The following is a 14,702-nucleotide window of genomic DNA, read 5'->3' as shown; positions in this document are numbered from 1 at the left end:
GTTACTCCTTAGTCTTTACGGAACATTTCAAGCATACGTTTGGTCACGGTAAAGCCACCAAAGATATTGATACTTGCAATTAATACGGCAATAAATGATAAGAACGTGACGACGCCACTTCCTTGCCCGATCTGTAACAGTGCACCTACTACAATGATGCCTGAAATAGCGTTAGTCACGGACATCAAAGGCGTATGCAGAGAATGGCTTACATTCCAAACTACGTAATAACCCACCACACAAGCGAGAACAAAAACGGTAAAGTGAGATAAGAACGCTGCTGGAGCAACCGAAGCTACCCAAGCGAATGCACCAACAGCTACCGCCATACCCGCCGCTTTCTTAATCGGAGAAACAGGTTCTTCAACTTTAGGCTCTGGTTTGGCCGCTTTTGGCTTAGTTTGTTGTGGTTGAGCTGAAACTTGAATTGGTGGAGCTGGCCAAGTGACCTCGCCCTCTTTAACGACAGTAACACCACGCAGAACAACATCTTCAAAGTCGATATTGATGTTGCCATCTTTCTCTTTGCAAAGCAGTTTCAAAAGGTTAACTAGGTTCGTTGCATACAGTTGAGATGATTGAGTCGGCAGTCGACCAACCATATCAGTGTAACCAACCACCTTCACGCCATTAGCCGTTGTAATGACTTGATCCGCAACCGTGTATTCACAGTTACCGCCATTGGCCGCCGCAAGGTCTACAATCACACTACCTGCACTCATGCTGTCTACCATCTCTTTGGTAATCAGCTTCGGAGCCGGGCGACCTGGAATCAGCGCCGTAGTAATGATGATATCAACGTCTTTTGCTTGAGCTGCATAAAGCTCTTCCGCTTTCTTATTGAATGCTTCAGACATCTCTTTTGCGTAGCCGTCACCAGCACTGGTGTCTTCCTTGAAATCCACTTCCAAGAATTCAGCGCCCATCGACTCAACTTGTTCTTTAACTTCAGGACGAACATCGAATGAACGAACGATCGCACCTAAGCTACCCGCAGCGCCGATTGCCGCTAGTCCAGCAACACCAGCACCTGCAACCAGTACTTTTGCTGGTGGAACTTTACCCGCAGCCGTAATCTGGCCCGTGAAGAATCGACCAAACTCATGCGCCGCTTCAACAACAGCACGATAACCCGCGATGTTTGCCATAGAACTCAATGCATCTAACGCCTGAGCTCTTGAAATTCGTGGTACAGAATCCATCGCCATCACGTTGATGTTACGACTGGACAATTGTTCCATTAACTCTGGATTTTGAGCAGGCCAAATAAAGCTGACCAATGTTGCGCCATCTTTAAGAAGATCGATTTCATTTTTAGACTCGTCAACGATCGGAGCGTTAACTTTAAAGATAATATCGGATTTCCAAGCTTCATCTGCGGTGACAACTTTTGCTCCAGCTTGTTCATAAGCTGCATCTTCAAAACTTGCTAACGCACCTGCTTGTGATTCAACACAAACTTCAAATCCTAATTTTAGAAGCTGTTCTACCGATTTCGGCGAAGCAGCGACTCGCGTTTCACCTGCGAGCGTTTCTCTTGGTACACCAATTTGCATAGCTATTCCTTGACTATTGGCACGAATGACTTATTCGTTTGTATCTAACGACAACTAATACTTCAAGCGTTTTGTTCAAAGAACAGGAAAAGTTATTACTTATAACGATTTGGACGGAATTTGAGCGCTTCATTCGGATAAATGACGACCGTCTCGAACCAAGAGGTCAAACCACTTGCAAATAATCCTTTTAATAACAACTCACTAGCTGTTCTTTATCCATAAAACTAAAAAGAGCTTTCAGCATATACACTGAAAGCTCTCTAAATTATGACCAACATCAATTCTAACCCTAATTGGTTAGCTAAATATATTGTCGCCCATTTGGTCGATGAACATCTGCGATTTTTTGAGCATCAATTCATCGGCATCTTGTTTGTTTGAAACAACATCTGAACGAATAAAACGGTGAGTTTTGATTTCACCATCGAATTCTTTCTCGATTCGCCCAGCAACACGGTATTGACCAGATTCTGCAATGGCATCTTGATAGATATTGAAACCCTTATATTCGACTGGCTCAATCTCTACTTTTTGTTCGGTTTTTTCTTTGCCACCAAATAATCTAGAAAAGAATCCCACGTTTTTTTACTCCTTAAATGACCGTATTCACCCTAAACTATCATGACTGTTTACGGTTCAACAACGGCTTTTCATACCATTGCAATTCTACGTCATCGTCAAAATTGTGTTGACTAAATATAACAGGCACATTGTCGTCACGTTCACGTCTTCGATCGTCAATAATCATACTTTCTGCATTTTTGACCGCGATCTCACTATTGCGTTTATAGAGCACCAATTTGTCTTCTGGCAATGCTGACAGAAAATCGATATCAAAACGAATATAGATAGGTTTTAGCTGGCCCAAAGCCAAGCACGCGAGATCGGCCAACTGTTCGTTGGTATAACTAGACACATATTCCTCGGTAGCCAATACATGACCGACCAGAGTTTCCATATAGTTATGTACATCAACACTAATTTGCATACCACACCTCCATTTGTAGCGGTTTTTCTAGTCGCAGTCGTTTCTAAAGTCACTTGAAACCATGCAATTCCTAATAGCTTTCTATAACTCAGTTATAGGTTTTACTGTCCATAGTTGAAACTTAGGCATTATTTAATCTTACTCTGACTTCATTACAGATCTTCGTCGCTTAATGAAAAGGTCACTCAATGATAACTGATCATCAAGCCCTTTAAGTGACAGCGCCAACGTAAGAGCAGCAGAGCAGATTTTGTTAAGTATCTATAACGACTAATTAATTTCTCATATATACTGTGTAGTTCGTTCTAAGGTTAATAGCAACTCAAAATACATATAAAAATGATTGCACCAATAGCGACCTATGACTATGTTTTTGCTCTAATTTAGGCAAAAAGCTTGGCAATCGCTTGTTTAACCGTATCCTACGCATAGTATTAAATAATAAGATCATCAATATAGTTAGGCTCACCACATAAATGGCATCATCTTTTGTAACGTCGAGCATGTTTCGATTTTGCTTCCCTTTAGTCCTGTTAACAATTTTGCTCGTTGGTATGGACAACGTCATTCTCGTGACGGACTCAAATTTAGGGTTTGCTAGCAACCTCCCTTACATTTTATTGAGCGTTGCGGTTCTGCTATGCCATACGTTCAGACAAGGTCGAATGGCGATGGTATCGGTGACCATGCTTGTCGCTTATCTGATCATCCAAGTTCGCTTACAAACGCCTCTCAATACTGGCACAACGCTATTAGAGCTCTCGTTACTTGCGGCATTAGTACCTGTCACTTGCTTACTTGTTTATGCCTTCCCTGATAACGGCGTAAACTCAAAGTCGATGCTGCTCTACGCCATCGTTCTTGTTCTGTTTATGGTGTGGGCACAATTGATCGTCTCTCACTTCCATGCCGGCGGTTTTGAATCATGGAGTGATGGTCTTCTATTTATTGTCAGAGACTTCTCCAAACTGCCTTTTGTTTTAGTGCTGTATAGCCTTTGCTTGCTTGGCCTTACTGCCATTCTCGTGTTGGTGTATAACCGCTCTATCGATGTTGTGGTTTATAGCGCTATCCTGCTTTCTTCTTGTACGTTCATCTTCTTCGATATTCAGTACATCTCGAGCACCATGTTCTCGCTGTCAGGCACACTGATCATCGTCTATGTGATGTCTGCTAGTCATGATATGGCCTTTAACGACCAACTGACTAACATTCCCGGTCGACACGCCTTAGAAGTCGATATGAAGCACTTGGGGCGTAAGTATTCGATGGCGATGGTCGATATTGATCACTTTAAACAATTCAACGATACCTACGGACATGACATTGGCGACGATGTGTTAAAACTGGTGGCACGCATTCTGAGGGAAACCACAGGCGGCGCTAAAGCTTATCGCTTTGGTGGAGAAGAGTTCACGATTATCTTCAAAGGAAAACATTCGGAACAAGTTAAAGAGCACCTTCAAGCTCTGATTTCCGAGGTTCAAAACTACGACATGACGATTCGTAATAGTCATGAACGCCCCGACGATCATGAAGTGGGTATGAAAAAGCGTGGCAAGAAAGGCAAACCATCGGAAGTGGTGAATGTGACGGTGAGTATTGGATTGTCTGATAGTACAACCACCAGACATCCTGAAGAGGTGTTGAAGCTTGCTGACCAAGCGCTGTATAAAGCGAAAGAAACCGGTCGAAACAAACTGTGTATTGACCGTTAACAATAGTTGATAGCGAAAGATATTGAGTGCTAGAGATCTAAATAGCTTAAGCCATTAATAGCGATCTGCTTCAATAACTATCACTTCCAAGTTCAACGAGCCTCATTGATTTGAGGCCGTATGGGCTTAACTGGAAAAAAGAGCTTAATCTTGGTTGAAGAATATAACCAAGCTGCCACCTTTTAAGCTACTTCCGTAGTTAATCGTAAAACCTATTCCCACGTTATCGACCCACTCATTAAACAGGTTTGGGTTAAGCAACCAACCAACACTGCCCTCGTAGTAAGATGTGGTGCCCATAGATGCCACGGTGTCACCACCAATATCAATTCGTCTTATACTCGAGTACATCGAAGTGATGTTCTTATCCCAACGCACGAGATCATAGAAAACCTTGGCTTCATTGGCGATATACCACCCTTCAGGATGACCGACATTGCCATTATTCGCCTCGCCCCAGCCGATGCCATTAAAGTAATGCCAACTGGTGCTCAATTTATACTTTCCCCAGTCATTCTTATCTTCGTACATCAGCTTGATTTTAGGCTCGATGATGTAAGCCCAAGCATCAGTATTGAGATATACGCCATCCAGTTGGTCTTGAATAGGCTTTAGCAACGAAGCGCGATATTCATAATCATTGCGGTAGTAAGAGATGTGGTTACCGATTGCAGAGCTGAAGCTCCAATATTCGTCTAGCTGGGACACATTCGCGAATTCGACGTAGCCAGACACTACCGACTCTTTTTGAAAATCGTTTCTGTTTGCTGCCGCGTACTCGACATCGTTCTCGATTCGCAATGCAGACAAGCGTAGCGTCACCTCTTGATGGTTGTCTTCGATGTAACTTGGTAATTCAAATGTGTAAGGCAAACTCAGGGAGGTGATGTTTTGGCGACGACTTACCGAATCATTCGAACCGATGTCTTCATTGTCCAAACTAAACACTTTATTGGGGTCAAAGTTATTGATACCAAAAGTGAAAACATCGGTGTCGTTGAGCAATACACTGGTGGCAAAGCTCTGCTCTAGATCCTTTCGAAAAAGATCAGATAGCGTATTGGCATTAACAGTGGTCGCCAAAGCGGTAAAAAATAGAGGAACCGCAAGCGTCCAAGATGTGTTAGTCATAGAAAATGACTTCGAATGTGGCATTTCTTTTATCACTTAAAGCACTTCCTAGCTCAAACGCTATTAGAAGTATAAATTCAAATATCTAAAAGAGCTCGCCAACTAACGCGCAAGCTCCAAAATGTTACGTTGTACAAAGGTATTTCTACCACTTTGCTTCGCTTGATAAAGCGCTTGATCGACCTTTTCGTAAATAGACGCAATAGATTCGCCACCTTCTGGCACAAATGACAACACACCTTGTGACGCTGTCACTCTATCCGATACCGTTGAGTGTTCATGAGCGTAGTTCATCTCATGCAATGCCTCTTTAACTCGAGTCGCGTGTACCTTAGCGCCTTCACTGTCTGTATCGCTAAGAATCAGAACAAACTCTTCACCGCCATAACGACCTACAAATTCTCCCGCACGAACAAACAGCTGTTTCAAGGTATTAGCAAGCCCTTGTAAGCACTTATCCCCTTGAATATGACCATAATTATCGTTGTAAGGCTTAAAGAAGTCTACATCTAGAAGTATGACTGTCATGGATATATTACGTCTTCCGTGCCACGCTATGCTCTCTTCAAGCTTAGTATCCATATATCGACGGTTATACAATTTGGTCAGGCCATCTTCGTTGGCTTGTTGCTGCAGAAGGATGTTCAGTTCTTCGAGTTTGGCTGTGCTTTGTTTTAGCTCTCGTCTCATGTGCGCGATACGTTGCATCGCAATCAGCTTAGAATTCAAAACAACCTTGTTTACTGGCTTGATCAGGTAATCATCGCCACCAGCGTCAATCGCTTTTGCGATCATCTCAGGTTCTTCGTGACCACTAAGAAAGATGATGGGAACCCATTCTGGGAATCGGCTTCGAACCTCATTCGCCACTTCAAAACCATCCATATCAGGCATGCTGATATCAAGTAACACGAGTTCAGGATCAAAATCAGAATAAACACTCAGGGCTTCTTTTCCGCTACCGACAGCTTCTACAATATGACCCAGTTGCTTGAGTCGGATAGCAAGTTGCATCCTGTCTAGTTGAACGTCATCAACCAGCAATATGCGCATTGAAGATCCCTTTTCTATCATCACATCACCTTTATCTAGTGTTGAATATTCAAAGTAGCTCAAATTTGGGCTTAAATCATGCCCTAATTTCTATATTATATTGACTTTTTTACAGATCTTTTTAGCATTGTTTCTTTTTAAAGAGAAATACTATGTCAGACGCTACAAACAACGAACAACAAGAAATCGATTTAACCACCATCTCACCAGAACTTCGTCAAGTTATCGAATTTGATGGCGTACCAAAAGAGATGCACTTTATGGTTACTTCTATTCACGAAGTGTCTGAAGAAGCAGTACGCGAAGCTTGGGATAGTCTTCCAGCAAGCGCACAAAATGTTTTAGACAACTTCGAGCAGTTCCACGCTCTAATCTCAGTTAGCCAAGCTTTCGCTGGTGTTAACGTGATGGAAGAGTTCCCTACTCTTAAACTTCCAGAAGACATGTCTGACGAAGAAAAAGAAGAGTACCGTGCTCAACTGCTAGACCAAGTTCTACACAACTGTGTAAAAGACATGGTTAAACAAATCAAGAAAGCTCGTCGTGATGCAATCTTGAAGCGTGATTTCAAAGAAGTTTTTACTAAGTAAGTCGCTAGTCGCCTAAACTAGGCTAAGCGCTAACAGTACTACTTAGAATTAAGCCGCATGTTTCTTTAAACACGCGGCTTTTTTATATCCGCTATTTTCTGTTCGTCGATCGTTACGTCTGTATGTTCTTGTTGCTAATGTTCATATGATTCGACAAATCATATGCTTTAACACTCATATAGTGTGGCGCAAAACTGGCAGTTATACCGTATAAAAATGACGCATGTATCCATTCATGGAATCAAGACCGAATTTTCAGAACCTATAACAGGCAGTATCGCGGCAATATCGAAAAACTGACCTTGTCAGGTTTAATGCGTTACCGCGATATCTCTTTGAGCGACACTCACACCTTTAATTTGAGCGTAAACACGCTGCCCGATTTCTAGATTTAACTCATCCAGCGCCCACAATGTAATGGTTGCCCATAGGTAGCACCCAGACTCTAACTCTAGCTCGACCTCGACACTCTGCTTATTTGTGCCTTGTTGGTGCGTCTCTACGCTTTTAATGGTGACAGGAAGGATGTTACGTATAGAAGTCCCTTTCGGCCGTTCTAGCGTGATAGAGACATCATTTGCCCTAACTTGCAGCCTCACTGTCGTACCAAGCTCACTCGATACTTTCTGAACCCATAACGACGTCGACTTTCCTAGCATCAGGCGAGACAGCGCATAATCGTCATTGTGTTCCGCTAATGTCGCTTCAAACAACGAGCTTTGCTCTGAGAAAGATTGCCAAGGTTGCATGGCTCTCGATGCCCAAACCTCTTCCGTCACACCCGACGAAATCACTTTGCCTTGGTCAATAATCACAAGGTGATTTGCCAAGCGTAAAATTTCATTGAGGCTATGGGTGACATAGATGATCGGTATTTGGACGGTTTCGGATAAGTTTTCCAGAAATGGCATCACTTCGCGCTTACGAGGCAAGTCGAGAGACGCTAAAGGCTCATCCATCAACAAAATGCTCGGCTTTGATAACAAAGCGCGGCCAATCGCCACACGTTGCTTCTCACCGCCAGACAAACGAGCTGGGTATCGGTCAAGCAATGAACCCAAAGACAACAGCGAGACTATTTGCTCAAAGTGCGCTTGATTGACGCTTTTCATACCGTATTTAAGGTTCGCTGCCACCTTCATATGTGGAAACAATCGCGACTCTTGGAACACATAACCGACGTTGCGTTTGTGAGTCGGCAAATTAATGCCATTTTCACTATCGAACAGTGTGGTTCCAGATACGCTGATCAGACCTTTATCGGGCTGTTTAAGGCCACTGATTGCATTGATAAGTGAGGTTTTACCCGCGCCAGAACGACCAAAAATTGCCGTAATGCCGCTACTTGGTAATTCCAAGTCGATATCAAAGAACGTTTCACCAAGTTGTTGTTGATATTGGAGGATCAAAGCACTCATGCATTGCCTCCCAAGCGTTGTGCTGACTTTTTGTTGAGCCACTCAGATAGCATCAATGAACCCAGCGCTATCACAATAGAAATGACACACAAACGCGCGGCTTCCATTTCAGCGCCAGGGGTTTCAATAAAGGTATACATAGCCAAAGGAATGGTTTGAGTTTCACCGGGAATATTTGAAACGAAGCTGATGGTCGCGCCAAACTCCCCTAGGCTTCTTGCGAATGAAAGCATGGTGCCGGTAATGACCCCTGGGATCATCAAGGGTAAAGTGATCGTGAAAAACACACGAAGAGGTGAAGCGCCTAATGTAGCAGCCGCCTCTTCAAGCTTACTGTCTACGGTTTCTAGGCTCAATCTAATAGAGCGAACCATCAGCGGCAACGCCACAACCACACAAGCGAGTGCCGCGCCCTTCCAGCTAAAGCTGAATACAATACCAAACACGTCATTGAGCCACGAACCTATGATACCTTGCCTGCCCATCATCACTAGCAGTAAATAGCCAATAACCACAGGTGGAAGTACCAAAGGTAAATGGACAATACTCTCAACAATGCTCTTACCTACAAATTGTTTCTTAGCAAGTAGCCATGCTAAGCCAATACCGATAGGGATAAGCCATAAGATTGCAAACCCAGCGACTTTTAAGCTCAGCATTAAGGCTTGGTATTCGTATTCCGATAAATACATCATTTAACGCACTTCAAATCCAAAACTGTTCAAGGTGTCTTTCGCTTTTTCGCTCTTTAGGAAAGTATAGAACTCTTCTGCCACAACTTTATCACTCAACTTCGCTACAGGGTAACGTATTGGTGTGTGCAGATCTGATGGGAAGGTCGACACTAGGTTTACTTCTTTAGAAAGCAACGCATCCGTTTTGTAGACAATGCCAAGCTTAGCTTCACTGCGCTCGACTAAGGCTAAGGCCATACGAACATTGTTACTTGGTGCCAATCGAGTTTTCACATCGTCCCATACACCTAACGTTTCTAACGCTTCTTTTGCATAGATACCAGCAGGAACCGACATGGTGTTACCCACTGCAAGCCTTTCATTAGTAAGAAGTTTAGCCCATTGTTCACCTTTTGATAGGTCTAACGTTACCGATGTCTCTTTAGGAGCAATCAGCACCAGTTCGTTTTCACATAGGTTTGTGACATTGTCACTATAAACCAATTTACGATCGACTAAATGCGTCATCCATTTCTCATTTGCCGAGATAAAAATGTCTGCTGGTGCTCCTCTTTCGATTTGTCGCACCAAAGACGATGTACTCGCGTACACAGGAATCACATCGACAGAATGGTCTTTCCCAAACTCTTCAACCAACAGATTAACCGCATTGGTCATCGACGATGCAGCGTAAACTCGTAGCTTTTCCGCAGCAAAAAGATGACTAGAACTCAATGCCGAAGTTAAAGCCATGGTTAAAAGGAAGACTCGCTTTTTCATTGTTATCACTTATCTATTGTTCGTTTAAGTTCTTTAGCTAATTTCTAAATGGCGGCTTAAGCTGTTAACTCTGGCCAAAGCAGATCAAGATTTAAGTACTCTTCGATGGCATCAGCGATTCGATTAATACCCAGCTCTTTAAGCTGTTCGTGGTCAATCGCGGTCACATCGTTGGCTCCTGCCCATTCGCAAATAAGCGACAACGCATCACTGTTGTCGAATACGCCATGCAAGTAAGTACCAAAAATCGAGTTATCTTGATTCACAGCGCCATCTAGGCTGCCAGATTCTAACTGAACCGGTAAGGCTGTTTCTTTGACATCAGTCCTACCTACGTGGATTTCATACCCTTTTACTTGTGCTGTTTTGCCATCCAGCGTCATGGTGCCGCGTACGTTGGTTAAGGTTTTCTGCTGTGTAAGGGTCGTTTCAGTATCCAGATACCCTAACCCTTCGCTGCTGCCGGGTTCCCCTTCAACGCCATCAGGATCGAGGATGATGTTACCTAACATTTGGTAGCCCCCGCAGATACCCATCACTTTGCCGCCTAAGCGCAGGTGGCGTTGAATATCTTTATCCCAGCCTTGTTCTTTTAGGTAATCCAAATCTGCTCTTACCGACTTTGTACCCGGCAAGATAATTAAATCAGCATTGTTTACACGTTCGCCTTTACCGACATAACGTAAATCAATCGAAGGATTCAATCTTAACGCGTCAAAGTCTGTATGGTTGCTGATTCGGGTTAGCACTGGCACCGCCACCTTAAGCTTAGCTTCTCCGTAAGACTCTTGAGCAGAGGTAATGGCATCTTCCGCTTCTAAGTTAAAACCATGCAGATATGGCAACACACCAATCACAGGCTTGCCGGTTTTTTCCTCTAGCCAATCTAGGCCAGATTGAAGCAGTGCGATATCGCCTCTAAAACGATTTATCACAAAGCCTTTTACACGAGCTTGTTCAGATTCAGACAATAGAGCTAATGTCCCGTAGAGATGCGCAAAAACGCCACCACGGTCAATATCAGCAACGATGATCACAGGGATGTTCGCTTTCTCAGCAAATCCCATGTTAGCGATATCATTTTCACGAAGATTGATTTCGGCTGGGCTCCCCGCACCTTCAATCATCACGCTTTCATATTCTTCAGAAAGTCGGTCAAACGAATCGATAACTGTATCCATCGCCACTTTCTTGTAATCATGATAACCCATCGCTTCCATGTTGCTCAGCGCTCGGCCTTGCAAAATCACTTGCGCGCCGGTATCTGAGTTGGGCTTTAGCAATACAGGGTTCATGTGAACGGTTGGCTCTATATTACAAGCTTGCGCCTGAACCGCTTGAGCACGGCCAATTTCGCCACCATCTTTTGTCACAGCACTGTTCAACGCCATGTTTTGTGGCTTAAAAGGTGCCACTTTGATTCCTTTCCTTGCCAAAACACGGCATAAACCTGCCACCAAAACACTTTTTCCGGCATCTGACGTTGTCCCTTGAACCATAAGGGCACTTAATGGTGCTCGCATTTGTACTTAAATCCTTAATTTCTTAATTTTCAATTTATAGCTGTGGGCAATATTTCTCTGCGACCATCTTAACGTCATTGCCGAGTAGATGCTCAATAAAATGAATGGAAAATGAATGTGTTACTCACTCTGGATTCAACCCCAGTGTTGTTTAATAGCTCCATCGAAACGAAGCTTGTGAACGATAACAGGCGCTTCAACAAAAAACGTACTAACGAAAAGAAACGTTTCAAATTCAGAAAAACGTTTCTACTAAAAACAACATTAAGGGATTCACCATGAAAAAAACTGTATTAGCTATCGCATCTACTATTATCCTTGCTCCTACTTTCGCAATGGCTAGTGACCACAACAGCAATAATAATGTCAACAGCAAGCACGAAAGCGCTATTGCTTATACTGGCCCAATTGAAACCGTTTCTGTTGCGACACTACTTGCCGACACAAGCATGTTCGCAGAGCAAGAAGCAATTGTGGATGGCAAGATCGTTCGTCAACTTAAGAATGACACGTTTGTCTTCTCTGATGGCCAGAGTGAAATTCAAATCGAACTTGATGATGATATCCGCCTAGCACAACCACTGACCGCTGATACAAAAGTTCGTATCTTCGGTGAATATGAAGGTGGTAAGACACCTGAAATCGAAGTGGACCACATCCAGGTTCTATAAGCGATTAATATAAAAATACCGACTTCAAATAATTGGCCTGCATATTGCAGGCTTTTTTGTATTATACTGCCGCAAAATACAATTTATATGGAGTCACCATGCTAGGTTGCACGAATAAGACTGTCCTTTTAGGACTCGCTGCACTGTGTTCATTCTCTGCGTCTGCAAACAACTTTAACTACAACACATTCGAGCTGCGCATGGGTACTAGCCCAAGTACTTTCGGTGGTGAAGTCACAACAATGTTCACTCAGAACTCTCATTTTGTTGCTCGTATCGATTCAGAATTTGAAAGTGATTGGGATGCAGCGGTAGGTATGGGATTCAACGGCCCAATCAGTCAATTTGCTGACGTTACTGGCCAAATGTTACTGCACAACATTGAACGGAATGACGATAACCACATCAAAACAGAAATTAACCTTGGCTTGAGAGCTTGGTTAATGGCAAACGTTGAAGTTAACGCACGCCTTGGTCAACTGATCGACAACGATGACACTCGTTCAATTTTGGGTATCGGTGCTCGTTTCCATTCAACTGATCAACTGTCTGTTGGTCTTGATATGCGCAATAACGGCACATATGGCCACCAAATCTTAATGTCGGCTCGATTCGGATTCTAATCTAGATTTCAATTACTGAGTAATAAATAGCTAAACGTATTACATAGAAAAGCCCCGAACATATTAATGTTCGGGGCTTTTTTGTTTGTTAGTTTCGCTGGCTTTTAGTCGTTCACGACCTGAGCCAGCGACTTGCTTTATAAGCTAACCATCAGCATCTTTTTCTGGTGATCTAAGTACTCTTCATAAGTACCTTGGAAGCTCACTAGCTGTTGATCTTTTACATCGATGATGTGTGTTGCTAATGAAGAAACGAACTCTCGGTCATGGCTTACGAAGATAAGCGTGCCAGTGTAAACCTTCAACGCGTCGTTCAGGGCTTGGATTGCTTCCATGTCCATGTGGTTGGTTGGTTCGTCCATTACAAGCACGTTGATGTCTTGCATCATTAGCTTGCCGAATAACAGACGGTTCTTCTCACCACCAGAACAGTTACGCGCTTTTTTGTTCGCATCGTCAGCAGTAAACAATAGGCGACCTAGAATGCCACGTACCATAAGGTCATCGTGCTTCACTGTGCGCCATTGTGAGATCCAATCGAAGATGCTCAGGTCGTTATCAAAGTCAGACGTACTATCTTGTGGGCAGTAGCCTACAGATGCGTTTTCAGACCATTTTACGATACCTTCGTTTTGCTCTAGCTCTTGAACTAGGCAACGTAGCAGCGTGGTTTTACCTACACCGTTCTCACCGATAACCGCAAGACGAGTACCCGCTTCAAGCAGCAAGTTACCACCGGCAAACAATGTTTCGCCATCGAAGCCGTGACCAAGGTCTTGAAGTTCAAGCGCTTGACGGTGTAGTTTCTTACCTTCGCCAAAATCAATAGATGGGCTCATACGGCTCGATGATTTCACTTCATCAAGCGTGATCTTATCCATTTTCTTGGCACGAGAGCTTGCTTGTTTTGCTTTAGATGCGTTAGCACCAAAACGGTTTACGAAATCTTGAAGCTCGCTGATTTCAGCCGCTTTCTTAGCGTTGCTTGCTAAAAGCTGTTCACGAATCAAGCCAGATGCTTCTAGGAAGTACTCGTAGTTACCAGGGTAGACACGTAGCTCACCGTAGTCGATGTCTGCCATGTGTGTACACACAGAGTTCAGGAAGTGTCTATCGTGCGAAATGATGATCATTGTACATTTACGCTGGTTTAGCTCTTCAGCAAGCCAGTTGATCGTGTGAATGTCCAAGTTGTTGGTTGGTTCATCAAGAAGCAGGATATCTGGGTTTGCAAACAGAGCTTGTGCCAATAGCACACGCAGTTTCCAACCTGGAGCTACTTGCTGCATCAAGCCGAAATGGAACTCTTCTTCAATACCCGCTTGAATTAGGATGTCGCCAGCACGGCTTTCAGCTGTGTAGCCATCCATTTCCGCGAATTCACTTTCAAGTTCTGCGACTTTCATGCCGTCGTCTTCGCTCATTTCTGGCAAAGAGTAAATGCGGTCACGTTCTTGTTTTACTTCCCAAAGTTTTCTGTCGCCCATGATCACAACGTCGATAACGCTGTACTGTTCGAAAGCGAACTGATCTTGGCTTAGCACACCCAGTTTTTCTCCTGGAGTGATAGAAACGTTGCCCGAGCTTGGCGTTAATGCGCCACTTAGGATTTTCATGAACGTTGATTTGCCGCAACCATTAGCGCCGATCAAACCATAACGGTTGCCGTTACCAAATTTAGCAGAGATGTTTTCAAACAGCGGCTCTGCGCCAAATTGCATTGTGATGTTCGCGGTAGATATCAAAGAACTAATTCCTAAGCGTGTACTGACAGATAATTATTAGGCTATTTCAAGAACCTAAATAAGAAGTACGAAAGTATGGATTAAACAAAAATCGAAGCGCGGATTATATAGAGATCTCGATCACGTTGTCGAGGCTAAACAGTAAACGAATAGTAAACATAGACCATTTAGATGCTTTTCATACGTTATGGGGTGTAAATAAAAAAATCCCCACCAGCAGAACTGGTAG

The 14,702-nt window shown here is 43.5% G+C and carries 14 protein-coding genes; 4 read left to right on the top strand and 10 right to left on the bottom strand.

What is annotated here, in order from left to right; genetic code table 11:
• Positions 1-8 precede the first annotated feature (8 nt).
• The 3 genes from pntA to A136_RS04045 form a co-directional block, all read right to left on the bottom strand.
• Positions 9-1,556, bottom strand: a complete 1,548-nt coding sequence (pntA, locus tag A136_RS04055) for a Re/Si-specific NAD(P)(+) transhydrogenase subunit alpha (protein WP_017060103.1) — start codon at positions 1,554-1,556, stop codon at positions 9-11.
• A 300-nt stretch (positions 1,557-1,856) separates the two neighbouring features.
• Positions 1,857-2,138 carry an HlyU family transcriptional regulator gene (locus A136_RS04050; protein ID WP_004731023.1) on the bottom strand — a complete coding sequence of 94 codons (282 nt, stop codon included), beginning with the start codon at positions 2,136-2,138 and terminating at the stop codon, positions 1,857-1,859.
• A gap of 40 nt (positions 2,139-2,178) precedes the next feature.
• Positions 2,179-2,547 carry a late competence development ComFB family protein gene (locus A136_RS04045; protein ID WP_017060104.1) on the bottom strand — a complete coding sequence of 123 codons (369 nt, stop codon included), beginning with the start codon at positions 2,545-2,547 and terminating at the stop codon, positions 2,179-2,181.
• Between the two features lie 476 nt (positions 2,548-3,023).
• Here A136_RS04045 and A136_RS04040 point away from each other — a divergent pair, with 476 nt between their 5' ends.
• Positions 3,024-4,265, top strand: a complete 1,242-nt coding sequence (locus A136_RS04040) for a GGDEF domain-containing protein (RefSeq protein WP_032546850.1) — start codon at positions 3,024-3,026, stop codon at positions 4,263-4,265.
• 144 nt (positions 4,266-4,409) lie between these two features.
• On the opposite strand, the gene A136_RS04035 is transcribed toward A136_RS04040, so the two are convergent.
• Positions 4,410-5,420 (bottom strand): Solitary outer membrane autotransporter beta-barrel domain, encoded by a 1,011-nt coding sequence (locus A136_RS04035; RefSeq protein WP_029235232.1) that lies wholly within the window; start codon positions 5,418-5,420, stop codon positions 4,410-4,412.
• Positions 5,421-5,498: 78 nt separating this feature from the next.
• Positions 5,499-6,470, bottom strand: coding sequence for a diguanylate cyclase (locus A136_RS04030; protein ID WP_170791831.1), 972 nt, complete (start codon positions 6,468-6,470; stop codon positions 5,499-5,501).
• 131 nt (positions 6,471-6,601) lie between these two features.
• Between A136_RS04030 and A136_RS04025 the strand changes: the two genes are divergently transcribed.
• A complete protein-coding gene (locus A136_RS04025; protein ID WP_017060108.1) occupies positions 6,602-7,039 on the top strand; it encodes a DUF3069 domain-containing protein in 438 nt (145 codons plus the stop codon).
• A 311-nt stretch (positions 7,040-7,350) separates the two neighbouring features.
• On the opposite strand, the gene modC is transcribed toward A136_RS04025, so the two are convergent.
• The 4 genes from modC to A136_RS04005 are packed head-to-tail and all read right to left on the bottom strand — an operon-like array spanning position 7,351 to position 11,434.
• Positions 7,351-8,457: a molybdenum ABC transporter ATP-binding protein ModC gene (gene modC / locus A136_RS04020; RefSeq protein WP_017064577.1), complete on the bottom strand. Its 1,107-nt coding sequence runs from the start codon at positions 8,455-8,457 to the stop codon at positions 7,351-7,353.
• Complete coding sequence (gene modB / locus A136_RS04015) at positions 8,454-9,152, bottom strand: molybdate ABC transporter permease subunit (RefSeq protein WP_017060110.1); 699 nt, start codon at positions 9,150-9,152, stop codon at positions 8,454-8,456. Before modB ends, modC begins: the two co-directional genes overlap by 4 nt.
• Positions 9,153-9,911, bottom strand: coding sequence for a molybdate ABC transporter substrate-binding protein (gene modA / locus A136_RS04010; RefSeq protein WP_017064576.1), 759 nt, complete (start codon positions 9,909-9,911; stop codon positions 9,153-9,155).
• A 56-nt stretch (positions 9,912-9,967) separates the two neighbouring features.
• Positions 9,968-11,434: a cobyric acid synthase gene (locus A136_RS04005; RefSeq protein WP_017064575.1), complete on the bottom strand. Its 1,467-nt coding sequence runs from the start codon at positions 11,432-11,434 to the stop codon at positions 9,968-9,970.
• Positions 11,435-11,712: 278 nt separating this feature from the next.
• On the opposite strand from A136_RS04005, the gene A136_RS04000 reads away from it, so the two are divergent.
• Positions 11,713-12,105, top strand: a complete 393-nt coding sequence (locus tag A136_RS04000) for a YgiW/YdeI family stress tolerance OB fold protein (RefSeq protein ID WP_017064574.1) — start codon at positions 11,713-11,715, stop codon at positions 12,103-12,105.
• 98 nt (positions 12,106-12,203) lie between these two features.
• Positions 12,204-12,728: a hypothetical protein gene (locus A136_RS03995; protein WP_017060115.1), complete on the top strand. Its 525-nt coding sequence runs from the start codon at positions 12,204-12,206 to the stop codon at positions 12,726-12,728.
• A gap of 137 nt (positions 12,729-12,865) precedes the next feature.
• On the opposite strand, the gene A136_RS03990 is transcribed toward A136_RS03995, so the two are convergent.
• Positions 12,866-14,473, bottom strand: coding sequence for an ABC-F family ATPase (locus tag A136_RS03990; RefSeq protein ID WP_080582218.1), 1,608 nt, complete (start codon positions 14,471-14,473; stop codon positions 12,866-12,868).
• Positions 14,474-14,702 lie beyond the last annotated feature (229 nt).

The sequence above is a fragment of the Vibrio crassostreae 9ZC13 genome (assembly GCF_000272045.2).
GTDB lineage: Bacteria > Pseudomonadota > Gammaproteobacteria > Enterobacterales > Vibrionaceae > Vibrio > Vibrio crassostreae_C.
Note: the sequence above shows the minus strand (reverse complement) of the source record. Positions and strands in the feature narration are given on the sequence as shown.